Source organism: Thermodesulfobacteriota bacterium, assembly GCA_036482575.1.
Taxonomy (GTDB): Bacteria; Desulfobacterota; GWC2-55-46; order GWC2-55-46; family JAUVFY01; genus JAZGJJ01.
Genome location: JAZGJJ010000182.1, coordinates 1 through 11,009, shown reverse-complemented (window position 1 = coordinate 11,009; position 11,009 = coordinate 1). Strand labels below are relative to the sequence as shown.

The window sequence follows — 11,009 nt, the reverse complement described above, 5'->3', positions numbered from 1 at the left end:
GTGGGGTGGAAGGCCGGGATTCATGCGAATGAAGCTGATAAAAGCGGTATCTCATTGAAAATACATGCTTTTTTCTACTTCCCCCAGACCACCCCTGCGGCCTTCTCCACACTCCGGCCGCCGAAATAGAAGATGATTACGGTCATCATCACGTCCTTGTGCACCTCGGAAAGCGGTATCTGAGGATAACCGATATACGGAGCCAAAATGGTCCAGGTAAATATCCCTAGTACTAGAAAACTCCATATAGGCCGGTGGGTTACGGTAAGTATGCGAGTCCAGCCCGGAGTCCCCTCGGCCTCTTTCATGGCGAGCTCACGCGCGCCCTGGACATCGGCTATGGTGGCCTTGTACTCCTCAAGGGCGAGCCTGTCGGCCTCCATCCGGAACTTAGCCTTTTCCTCCTCGCTCATGGACTCCGGCAGGTAGTGGTCCACGAGCTTTCCCACCACCTTGCCTACCGTATTCTTTATCAGGTCACCTACAATCGGTGTCATAGCCCAAGCCTCCTCAGTTCGCTCTTCATGTGAAAAATCTCGTCCCTTGTGGCCGCCAGGTCCTTCTCTTCGACATATACCAGGATGCACTGCAAGCGGTCCCGCAGCGCACCACCGATGTGCTACCGCACGGTCAACGTGTATGCGGTCCCAATAGTCATTTCATCCGCAGCCCACAGGCGTTTGCCCTGAATCTGAAACACCATCATGGTGCTCCCTGATCTCTTCGGGCAGTGCCCTTATATCCGCTATGGCCTTCCTATCGTCCATCGTTTACCAACTCGAAGTGCGGCAGGTCATGGAAGTTCTGGTCCTTGAAGCTAAAGTCCCCGTCCCAGTCCCCTCCCCACCTTATCTTTACCCCGAGCCGGTCCGCCACGGATCTTACGTAGCCGCCGAAGTGATAAAACCGCCTCATGTCCTGCCAGTCCACGGGGTAAGGTATGACATCCACCGCCAGGCTCGGGCTCTGGTTGTGCCAGCTCTCGGGCCAGCTTACCTTGCTCCTGCCTTCGTGGAAAGCCCTCTCCTGCTCTGCCTCGGTCCTGTGACCGCATATGACGGCGCAGTCATATCTCTTTATGACCTCGTTAAGGAGTCCCTGCAAGTCGGGATGCACGGTCGCCAGGTTGACCCTTGACCTTGTTCCGAACTCAGGCATCTTATCTCCCCCCGAAAAGCTCTTTAACGTAAAGCCCGGCCATGGCCAGAAACCCTCCGAGCGTTCCCCAGAGGCCGCTCTTTACCTCTATCACCGCCACCTTCCTTTTGAGACAGGCCATGTCCTTCCTTATCTCGGGGATGTGTTTCGTGCGCTCCCATATTTCCCCAAGCATGAAGTCATGACTTTTCTTTTCCTCTCCCATTAAACCCTCGCCCTTATCTTCACGCGGTCGGTGAAGCCCGGTGTCTCGGGTATCTGAAGGGAGGCGTGTGACCTCTCATCTCCCGGGCTTACATTGCCCTGCAGATCCTCGAGTATTCCTTTCCCTTGTTTCAGGTTGTCGGCCCTCCACTTAGCGGTGTCATAGTCCCGGAGGTCCACAAGGCATATCTCAAGGCCGTCGGTGGACGGGTCTTTAGACCAATAGTCCGCGAAGGGATGCGGTACGGCCTCTATCCGGCCCTTGTCGTCTTTCGGGAGCCAGACCGCCCCGTTATACGCCCACGGTGGGTCTTCCGCTTCGTAGGCCGATACTATCTCCCCTGTCGAGACGTTTCGCAGGACAAAAAGGAAATGCCCCCACCTAACGTTGCCTATCATGTACGGCGGGGAGGCCTGAACGTAGCGCTGTTGTGCATAACCCGTACCAGAAGAACCATTACCATAAAATCGGCACCCTGTAGCCGTATAGCTGGTTGACAGATTGTCGTCGTAAAATCCTCGGTGAGCTATGTCCGTGTTAGACCCCTTAAATACTGGAGTAAACCCGTACTCCCCCCCGGGGAGTATGCCTGACTGTCCATAATTTGAATTGGAGACGGTTTTACTCACCGACCCGGTCGTGGTGGAGAGTTTCGCCTGCACCACCACCCCGTCTCCGAGAACGACGCTCTTGGAGTTCACGTTATCGTGGTCGTGGTCCTTGGCCGCGGTGTAGCCATCCCCCAGCCACTCCTCGATGTGGATGAGGTTCTGCCGTATGGCCTCCATCAGGGTCTCGTCGAGCGGACTGTCCGCGTCGCACTGCCCGGCCGTTATGCTGTTCCAGCTATAAGTCGGTGCCGCCATTTAATCCTCCTTTACAAGGGCTGTGATGCGTGTGCGTGATGCGTGATGCGGGAAAAAATACCGTTATGCGTTACCATATATAAAACCCCGGGTCGTTCCCCGCCCCGAGCTGGTTATCGGCGGCGTCGCCTATATAGGCGTACTCCTTCTGCGCGTCCGTCGCGCCGTCCCAGTCGGGATAACCGGCCGGGGCGATAAAGCCGTAGTTCCGGTACATCTTCGTCTGTATGGCCTCTATCTGTACCTTCGAGGCCGAGAAGTCGGGCCTTAGAGAAGTAATCATCATCCGCTCTTTATTCCAGCCGTCCTGCCCCTTGTCACTCGCCTCGTCCGTGGTGAGGTCCACGAAGTCGGCCGGTTTACGGAACTCGGAGTTCCACGCCACGTTGTTTATATCGACATGGAACCCCACCGTGGCCACGGGGTTTCGGTAACGGAGGAGGAGCTTGCCCGCCAGATACGCGGCGTAATCGTCGCCCTCAAGGGAAGATATGGTTATGGTGTCGTTCTGATTGCCGGCCGGAAGGCTTGCCGTAGTTACGAGCACCCTCGCCCACTTGGTCTTGTCGGCATCAAAGAGCTGATACTTGCCGTCGTTCGTGACCTCCACGGCCTCGCCAGCCGTCCCTCCCGGGGCCGCCCACGAGAGGGTGTTGTCGGCCTGGTTGTAAGTGAGCGTGCCGCTCCCCGTACCGTTTGCGGCGGAGGAGTGGTATATCGTCACCCCGGTTATATTGGAAGGCTGGGTGTACGTGCGTGTTCTTATCCACTTGCTTTTTATATCCTTTGTCTTAACTTCATCCCATTCCCCGCTCGACTGCGACGACGCGTCCGTGGCTATATAGATGCTCTCGTAGTTCTCCGGCTTGTCTCCTCCGCTTTCGTCGTAATCGTAGTAGACGACCACACGGTTGAAGAAGCGGTCTTTATAGCCGGACTTCTGGGAGAAGGAGTCCTTCAGTATGTGGCTGTCGTCGTTCCACTCCTCTACGGTCTGTCCCGGCATCGGGGGTGCGAAGTGCTTAAAACTTATCTTCTCCCCGTCGTGTACTATAAAGGAGTTGGTCTCTATCTGGAGCTCGTTCAGGTATTTATTGGCGTCTTCGGGCTTGGTCAGGACCCTGTCGAACTTCCAGCCGGGCATCCACGAGGACTGTTCACTGTCGAACCGCGTATCGTCCACGTAAGACGCGCTTATACCGAGCTGCGTCTTCAAGATATCCTGCATTACGTCGACCGGGTTGGTATCGCGGTAGTCCAGGTACTGGGTCCTGGTGGAGTTCTCCACGGGAATTTTTTTCGTCCCTTCGACCTGAAGTTCGTCGGCTATAACGATGGTCAGGTCATCGCCTTTCCGGGACCAGTCGAGAACCTTACCCGTGAACGTGGCGGCGTAGTCGGCGTACTGAAAGGGGGTCATCCCTTCGCCCTGGGCGACGAAGCCGTCCCTCCGGGTGACGCGGCGGTTCTTCAGGTACTCGTCCCGGATCAACTCCTTAAAATTGTCCCGCCCGGATATAACGACCGTAATCTGTCCCCTGGTGGAGTAGCCGCCCTTTGTATCGAGCTTGTTCTGAAGTGAGGAGACGGACTTCAAAACCGGCAGGACGTCCGGGAGGCCGCCCGTGTGATAGCCGAACTTCCTGGTACCGCCGTCAAGGGCGACCTCGATAACCACGTTAGGGGTGTTCCGCCCCTTCTTGAGCTCGGCAAGGTAAGCGGATGTAAGGGTTATGGCCATCTATTCTTTCCTCCCCGTAAGCTGTATGGTGACGTCTCTCATTAGCCCGGTCCTGTTGAACGGGTTCCTGAAGCGTGTAGACGGCCTCATGAGCCATACATCGGCGGGGTTATTGGCGCTCTCCCACGCGACGAAGAAGTTTTTGAGTCCGTGGTCGTCGTGCCACGCCTTTATCTTACTATACAGAGCGGCATCCGAATCATCGAACCGGAACCTTAGCTCCCGTTCCGTGTATTGAGTGTGTATCCCTGTCACGTAGCCGCCATAGCTCACACCCACCTTCGCCTTTGTCTCCTGCTCATAGGGGTCGAAGGAGGCCGTGGCGTAGTCGAGTTCGGTCTTCCGTCCCCACACGCATACGGCCATATAAGGGGTCGTGGAGCCGTGGCCCGAAATCTTGAGCCGCCAGTACCTTTTGGCACCCGGGTCGGTGAACTCTTTCAAGTAGACCGTATCCGCGGACGGAGCCTCTCCAGTGAAGGCGTCGTTTATGTCGGCGGCGAAGTTATCGGTCGAATACTGGAGCGTAACCGTGGCGCCTGCGGTGTTCATATTATGCCCGAGGATGGCGAGGTAGTCGGCCTGCTTTGTATTCCCCGCTCCCGCGTCGTAGGTTATATACTGCGGGTCAGCGAGCCCGACGTCCTCTGCCTTCCACATATTGGTTTCAAGCCAGTTGTGGATGTAATCCGCGTCGTAGTCGCCCGTGCTCTCCGTGCTCGTGGCGGTGAGCGTGGAGCCGGAACTCCCAAGCATCGTATCGTAGTAGAACTTAACTTTAGACCACGTTGCCAAATCTATCCCCCTTTAAACTTCTTAGACTTCTTAAACTTCTTGAACTTTCCCCTATGCCTCCACCGTTTTTACCGTCAGGTTTATGTCCCTATTTTCAACCGCGTCGTTTATCTGCGGTATGATGTCATTTTCCACTATCTCGGCCCAGTTCTGCTGGCTCAAGGGGTTGTAGATACTTACCGTTATATTCTGTGTCCGGAGGGGTTGGTTATCCCCGAGAGCCTCCGGCATGCCGGTACCGCCTGAAGCGAGCGTGGGCACGCCCCCGCCGCCGCCACCGCCCGCACCCCCGCCCGGCTTCGTGGCCTTTATCTGCCGGACCCTCGCCAGGCCCTGGGCCAGGACCATGGCGGCCGCCGCGATATTCGCCGGGTAGGGAAGAGAGCGGAGCGTTATGTTGAACGCCGTGTAGGCGTCCATGAGGGCCTGGGCGACGTTGAAGGCCTTCATGAGATTAAAGAGCTTTTTATTGCTCGACCCGGTCGCGGCGTATATGTTCTGCATGAAGCCGACGGCGGAGGCAAAGGTCGCCTGGTTGGCTTTGAGCTTGAAGTCGCGCTCCTTTGCGGCGTAGCGTATCTTCAGCTCGGCGGAGTTCCTCTCTATCTCGGACTCGGCCAGGCTGCTATCCGCCACACGCTGGATACGGAGGTCGTCGAACTCCTCTTGCATGGCATTCCTGTTTTCCAGATATATCCTTTCGATGTTGAGCTGCTCCTCAAAGTCTAATGCGCTTACCGGGCCGGAGCCCGATGAATCGCGGTGCTCGATGGTGGAAAGGTACTCGTCGTAGATCGAACTTCCCCCGGTCTGAGCATCGATATACTTCTGCACTTCGGGGTCGACAGGACCGCTGTATTTACGTATATTGTCTGTTGGGCGTCTATACCTCGGGTTATTGTTGCCCCACTCATGAGAGCCAGAATAAAATGCTCCTGGATTATCCTGTATATACCTAAGATTTTCAGATACAATCTCTACAAAGGTTTGAATTAGATACACCGCATCGGAAATTTCGCTTCCAAAGCGTGGAATATGCCCTACAGCCTTTGCAATATCGGATTTATTATCCTCTATGTCAGCTATTCCCCCCCAAAACCCTCTCCCAGAAGAGTCGCCACCCTTCTTTTCAAACGAGCTAAAGCGCTCCTCTAAACGACGCAGATCTTTCTCAAGTGCCGGTATATCGTCGCCTGACACGGCTATCTTTATCTCTACGGTTATCTCTTTTTTATCATCCATTGTTATTAGCCTTCCTTGACTCTCCCATGCTTTCCGGACTGTAAATCCTATATAGTTAGAGAAACCGACAGGACCGTTTGACCGGACCACAGGCATGAGCCAACCGTCCAGACTCTTCCATAAAAAAGAGGACACGTTTCATATGATATCTCGTGTCCTCTTTTCATCGGTCCCCGGTACTTACGGGGGCCTCTTATGTTCTTAGCTTCCCTGCGATTAGCCTCTTATAGCATTAAACCTTTCACCCTCACGGCCCAAAGAGAGACTTCTTCTTCGCCTCATCCGAGAGCAGTACCACTATCACCCCATAACCATGCCTATTAAACTTAACGCCCAATTCTACGCTCTCTTCGCCTAAACCCCACATGGCGATATAACCATCGCTCTTGTTTTCAAAAAGACTCTCGTCTATATCCGTTATGCGATTGTAAATCTCAGACGGCTCGCCGTACTTTCCCGTCAACTCATCGAGTATAAAAGAAGCCCAGTCTACTACAAACTCCCTGCTGTCATCATCTGGAGAGAATATGGAAACAGCGACCAGCTTGCCTTTCACATATGCTACAGCAATAGTTCTAAACTCATAACACTTCTGTCCGGCGCCATCTTCTCTACAACCAACAACCCTCTCCCGGACCGAAGAGCCTGGAGACTTATCCGGATTCAAAAAAACTACAAGCTCAACGGGTGGCATAACATCGGGATCGCCACTCTTATAGGATAGGGGGTCATACTCCAACGAGGTGCATCTTACGAGGTCGTCCACCTCCTCGACCGTCATGCCGAGGTGGAGGCCCTTGAACCCAAGAGTCTTGAACTCTCTCGCCTTTACCTCATTGCAACTAAGCTGTTCGTCAGGCTGTCCGTCCGCACACGAGGGCAGGAATAGTAAAAGAACAACGGATAACGCGACAAGCTCTTTCATTGGGTACCTCCCTTAAAGGGCGCTATTCAGTCCGAAGCACCCACGGAAGTATACCGCAAACGATTGATTTTATAAAGAGCTTATTTAACGGTTACCTCTTTTGTCTCACCCATTATTATTAACCTTCCCTGTCTCTCTCCTGCGGGCCTGTGTGGCCGTTCGGTTCGGCCATCGACATGAACCAACCGCCCGGTCTCTTCCATAAAAAGAGGACACGTTTTATAGGATATCTCGTGTCCTCTTTTTCATCGGCCCCAGGTACTTACGGGGAGCCGCTTCTTTTTTTCAACCCGAATTAAATCTCTTATGCTATCGAGCCCTTCGCTCTCACAGCCCGAAGATAGGCTATACCTGTGCCTCCTTTGCACCCAGCACCACCGCCACCATATAGCCACTTCTCTCAAATACCACCTGCAGATATATCACTTCTTCGCCTACCTTCCACATGGCAATTTTTTGAATAAAGTCCTCTACAAACAAACTCGGCTCGATATCCTCTGTACGGTTGTAAAGCTCCGAAGGCTCGCCGTACTTTTTCGTCAACTCCCCAAGCATGAAAGAAGCCCAATCCCTGGTAAACTCCTTATCGTTATTTAAGGCGCTTACAAAAAGACCTGCTGTCTTACCTTCAATATAAAGTGCAAGAACTCTTTCAAACTGGTAGCACTTCTCTTCTCCGTATTCTTGCCTGCACCCTACAGTTCGGAAAGCCCGAGACCCTGCGGACCCGTCCACCTCCAAAATAATCGCAAGCTCAGCAGGCGGCACAACCATAGGTCCACTGTCAAGATATTCGGAACCGTATCTCCACGGAGTGCAGTCAACCAACTCATCCACCTCCTCGACCGTCATGCCGAGGTGGAGGCCCTTGAACCCGAGAGTCTTGAACTCTCTCGCCTTTACCTCATCGCAGTTAAGCCGTTCGTCAGGCTGTCCGTCCGCACACGAGGGCAGGAATAGTAAAAGAACAACGGATAACGCGGCAAGCTCTTTCATGGGGTACCTCCCTTAAAGGGCACTATTCAGTCCGAACCACCCACGAAAGTATACCGCAAACGATTGACTTTATAAAGAGCTTATTTAACAATTATCCCTTTTGTCTCACCCATTATTATTAGCCTTCCTTGTCTCTCTCCTGCGGGCCTGTGTGGCCGTTCGACCCGGAAAGAGTCCCTGCGCTTCAAATCTATGTCCGGCTTGAAATCTATCCTGTCGATGACGGCCCGTTCCACCATGTCGGGAAGGGTGCCTGCTACTTCTCTGCGCTTGCTATAATAATCATTAGGATCTTTACGAATATCGCCGCCGCCAGGAACACCCGTGCTGCCTGTGGGCTTCCAGCTCAACTCTGTATTTGCCTCAATTACCTCAAAATGCAGATGTGGTCCTGTAGAAGTTCCGGTATTCCCGACCGCACCTACCGTTTCGTACTTCTCGACATAATCTCCCGCCTTTACGTACATCTTGTCAAGATGGGCGTAGAGTGTGTAAAAATACTTGCCCTTTGTTTTGCCGGAACCTGGGTCGCCGGGGTTGTGGTAAATCACGATGACATTACCATAGCCGCCACCTTCGTTAAACGAGGCCCTTAAGACCTTGCCGTCTTCGCTCGCTTTGACTTGTGTCCCTGTCGACGCAGGGTAATCGATCCCGTGGTACTTTCCGCCGCGGCTTCCGTATTTGTGGTTTTTCTTACTGCCTTCCGGGACATTTATCGGCTTTACAAGATTTAATTCTCCCATTTTCTTCCTCCTTGCTCATTTCCGAATTTTATTATAAGTGAGTCTTGTTAATAGGAACACTCGTCTCTTTTACTCTGCATCGCATTCCACGGCTTCAGCGGATAGGTCCTCGTGGAATTCCCATCTGCCTTTATACAGCTCCAAGGTAACAGGCACGGTCATATAATAATATGCTTTTGGACAGAACGATACATCGGAGCGCGTAAATTTGGAAAGCAGCACAGTGTTGCTATCTTTCCACTTCACAAATTTATAGACGGCGTATTCCCCCGGCTTGTATGAAAGCTCCGAGACAAGCCTGTCTTCTTCGAAACGCCATATGAACACGCCATTCCATCTCATACCCTCACCTGTTGGGAGAGCGATAACCCTTTTTCTGTCAGGTGCTATTTCCGGTGAGAAGTGGACACGGTACTCTTTCCCGGTTTTATCGGATACCATCACGTATTCATAAGGCACATCATATCCTATAGAAGTAAGGTAAAAACCTGCATCCATGGAATAATCAAGAAACCGGTACGGGCCGCACGGCTCCAAACCCTGGCAGCCATATATAAACGGAAGGGTCTTATAAGAGCCGTCTTTTAAAAGCAGTTGCAGGTCGTTGTCCTTTTTCTCGACATACTCTGAAAATTTCCTTAATTGTTCATACTCTTTTTTAGCCAGAGCACCCTGTATGTCTCCGCAAACAGCAGCGGAAAGGTCGTCGTAAAACCCCCACCCTTCTTTTTCGAATTTCATTATTACCGGGACCGTCATAAACCCGTTCTCCGGGCAGAGCCCCTCTCTTGAACGTTCAAATTTGGTAAGCCGTACGGTATTGTTGTCTTCCCATGCCACGAACTCGTACAAAGCGTATTCTTCGGGCTCGTACGAAAGCTCGGATACAAGTTTTTCGTCCTCTAAGCGCCAGACAAAAACTCCATTTGCGCCATAACCGGTTTCATCCGCGGAGACCGCAACGACACGCTTTCCGTCGAGAGAAATCCTGGGGAGTGCGGGGGCCAGGTACTCTTTCCCGCTTTTATCAAATACCATCAAGTACTCAGCGCCTTCATAGTAGCCTATGAAAACAAAATACAAACCAACATCTTCGAAGTAATCGACAAACCAATATACCGTACATGTATCCCAACTTGAACATTCGTTCGAATTCGTAAGGGCGGAATAAGAGCCCGACTTCAGCCTGAGATATAGGGTGTCACCGTCTCTCTTGACATCCGGCGTAAACTTCCGTATCTGTTCAACCTCTTTCGCGTCAAAGGCCTCAAGGTCGAACGCTTCCGACGTTGACACGCTAACGAGTGTCAACAAAGAAAGAACAACCGCCAAAAGAAAAGATATTCTCTTGCTCATTCAAAAAACCCCGTCATGGACTATATTATTCGGTCCGCCCTACCACCAGGAGTATACCGTAAACCCTTAACTCCATAAAGAGTTTATTTAAGTTCCCCCTTAAGGTGCCTCGCGCTCTCCAGCTTATGGACCTCAAAGGCCTCCACAAGCCACGCCGGCTGCTCCCCCCACCCGCCGGGGTGCAGGAGGTGCCCGGAGCCGTCCATGAGATAGATAAGACGCATCAACTCGGTCGTATCACGGCTTATGTAACTGAGCGGGCACTCGTAGAGCCTGAGCCCGCCGAGGCCGAAGACCTTTTGCGCCCCTTTTTCCCCGAGTTCCGCCTTTACCTCGTCGGTGTATACGGTTACCGCCCTCGCGTCCTCGGAAAGGTCGAGGCGGTTCAGGCAGTTCCGCCCCTCCCTGTCGGTGCAGCTCTCACAGTCGAACGGGCTTCCGCCGCGGCTCGCAAGCCCCCAGCGGAAGCCCGCCATCAGTTTTTTCTCTGGCCCTCGAGGAGCTTGCTCTGCGATTCCATCGCCCGGATAACCTCGAGCACCAGGTCGGTATCGGCGGTCTCGTAGAACTCCACAGGGGCCGTGACCTCCAACTCGCCCACGTAGTAGCCGTGTATCGACTCCACGCTGTCGCAGAACTGCTTTTTCTGCACCTCCTGGGTCATCTCGGTCACCCTTGACGGGTCCGCCATCTCTTTGGTCCTTGCGGCCAGTATGCGGGAGTAATGCTGAACGCGCGAGTAAGGGACGAACCTGAGCCTTACCACGCAGGGCTCTTCCGAATCCCGGTTGCCGCCGTATACGGGGATGTAGTCGACTACCGCGTCCCTGTCGAAGCTTATAATCGCCATATCAGCCCTCCATTCTCTTCCTGTAGAAGTGGTAGCCCACCGCACCCAACGCCGCACCCACCATAAGTATCAAGACGTATTCCATTGGAACCTCCTTTCGTTTGACTCAGACCGAGGTTGCCGTATTCT

13 protein-coding genes are annotated in these 11,009 nt (G+C 53.2%); all 13 read right to left on the bottom strand.

What is annotated here, in order from left to right; translation table 11 throughout:
* Positions 1-74 precede the first annotated feature (74 nt).
* On the bottom strand, positions 75-497 hold the full coding sequence (locus V3W31_07955; GenBank protein ID MEE9614862.1) for a hypothetical protein: 423 nt from the start codon (positions 495-497) through the stop codon (positions 75-77).
* 259 nt (positions 498-756) lie between these two features.
* Positions 757-1,158, bottom strand: coding sequence for a M15 family metallopeptidase (locus V3W31_07950; protein MEE9614861.1), 402 nt, complete (start codon positions 1,156-1,158; stop codon positions 757-759).
* 1 nt (position 1,159) lies between these two features.
* Positions 1,160-1,363, bottom strand: coding sequence for a hypothetical protein (locus V3W31_07945; protein ID MEE9614860.1), 204 nt, complete (start codon positions 1,361-1,363; stop codon positions 1,160-1,162).
* Positions 1,363-2,229, bottom strand: a complete 867-nt coding sequence (locus tag V3W31_07940; GenBank protein MEE9614859.1) for a hypothetical protein — start codon at positions 2,227-2,229, stop codon at positions 1,363-1,365. Before V3W31_07940 ends, V3W31_07945 begins: the two co-directional genes overlap by 1 nt.
* Positions 2,230-2,299: 70 nt before the next feature.
* The gene (locus tag V3W31_07935) at positions 2,300-3,970 is read right to left on the bottom strand and encodes a hypothetical protein (GenBank protein MEE9614858.1); all 1,671 of its coding nucleotides are present in this window, start codon (positions 3,968-3,970) and stop codon (positions 2,300-2,302) included.
* Entirely contained in the window at positions 3,971-4,765 is a 795-nt protein-coding gene (locus V3W31_07930) for a hypothetical protein (GenBank protein MEE9614857.1), read from the bottom strand.
* A gap of 51 nt (positions 4,766-4,816) precedes the next feature.
* A complete protein-coding gene (locus V3W31_07925; GenBank protein MEE9614856.1) occupies positions 4,817-5,599 on the bottom strand; it encodes a hypothetical protein in 783 nt (260 codons plus the stop codon).
* 655 nt (positions 5,600-6,254) lie between these two features.
* Positions 6,255-6,932: a hypothetical protein gene (locus V3W31_07920; protein MEE9614855.1), complete on the bottom strand. Its 678-nt coding sequence runs from the start codon at positions 6,930-6,932 to the stop codon at positions 6,255-6,257.
* 345 nt (positions 6,933-7,277) lie between these two features.
* Positions 7,278-7,928, bottom strand: a complete 651-nt coding sequence (locus V3W31_07915; protein ID MEE9614854.1) for a hypothetical protein — start codon at positions 7,926-7,928, stop codon at positions 7,278-7,280.
* A gap of 80 nt (positions 7,929-8,008) precedes the next feature.
* The gene (locus tag V3W31_07910; GenBank protein ID MEE9614853.1) at positions 8,009-8,674 is read right to left on the bottom strand and encodes a M23 family metallopeptidase; all 666 of its coding nucleotides are present in this window, start codon (positions 8,672-8,674) and stop codon (positions 8,009-8,011) included.
* Positions 8,675-8,743: 69 nt separating this feature from the next.
* A complete protein-coding gene (locus tag V3W31_07905; GenBank protein MEE9614852.1) occupies positions 8,744-10,030 on the bottom strand; it encodes a hypothetical protein in 1,287 nt (428 codons plus the stop codon).
* Positions 10,031-10,113: 83 nt separating this feature from the next.
* Positions 10,114-10,506: a hypothetical protein gene (locus V3W31_07900; GenBank protein ID MEE9614851.1), complete on the bottom strand. Its 393-nt coding sequence runs from the start codon at positions 10,504-10,506 to the stop codon at positions 10,114-10,116.
* Complete coding sequence (locus tag V3W31_07895) at positions 10,506-10,880, bottom strand: hypothetical protein (protein MEE9614850.1); 375 nt, start codon at positions 10,878-10,880, stop codon at positions 10,506-10,508. Before V3W31_07895 ends, V3W31_07900 begins: the two co-directional genes overlap by 1 nt.
* Positions 10,881-11,009 lie beyond the last annotated feature (129 nt).

Bases quoted from the DNA above. Each gene is read 5' to 3' on its own strand.
- V3W31_07955 (MEE9614862.1), bottom strand. From the start codon at position 497: ATGACACCGATTGTAGGTGACCTGATAAAGAATACGGTAGGCAAGGTG.
- V3W31_07950 (MEE9614861.1), bottom strand. From the start codon at position 1,158: ATGCCTGAGTTCGGAACAAGGTCAAGGGTCAACCTGGCGACCGTGCAT.
- V3W31_07945 (MEE9614860.1), bottom strand. From the start codon at position 1,363: ATGGGAGAGGAAAAGAAAAGTCATGACTTCATGCTTGGGGAAATATGG.
- V3W31_07940 (MEE9614859.1), bottom strand. From the start codon at position 2,229: ATGGCGGCACCGACTTATAGCTGGAACAGCATAACGGCCGGGCAGTGC.
- V3W31_07935 (MEE9614858.1), bottom strand. From the start codon at position 3,970: ATGGCCATAACCCTTACATCCGCTTACCTTGCCGAGCTCAAGAAGGGG.
- V3W31_07920 (MEE9614855.1), bottom strand. From the start codon at position 6,932: ATGAAAGAGCTTGTCGCGTTATCCGTTGTTCTTTTACTATTCCTGCCC.
- V3W31_07915 (MEE9614854.1), bottom strand. From the start codon at position 7,928: ATGAAAGAGCTTGCCGCGTTATCCGTTGTTCTTTTACTATTCCTGCCC.
- V3W31_07910 (MEE9614853.1), bottom strand. From the start codon at position 8,674: ATGGGAGAATTAAATCTTGTAAAGCCGATAAATGTCCCGGAAGGCAGT.
- V3W31_07905 (MEE9614852.1), bottom strand. From the start codon at position 10,030: ATGAGCAAGAGAATATCTTTTCTTTTGGCGGTTGTTCTTTCTTTGTTG.
- V3W31_07900 (MEE9614851.1), bottom strand. From the start codon at position 10,506: ATGGCGGGCTTCCGCTGGGGGCTTGCGAGCCGCGGCGGAAGCCCGTTC.
- V3W31_07895 (MEE9614850.1), bottom strand. From the start codon at position 10,880: ATGGCGATTATAAGCTTCGACAGGGACGCGGTAGTCGACTACATCCCC.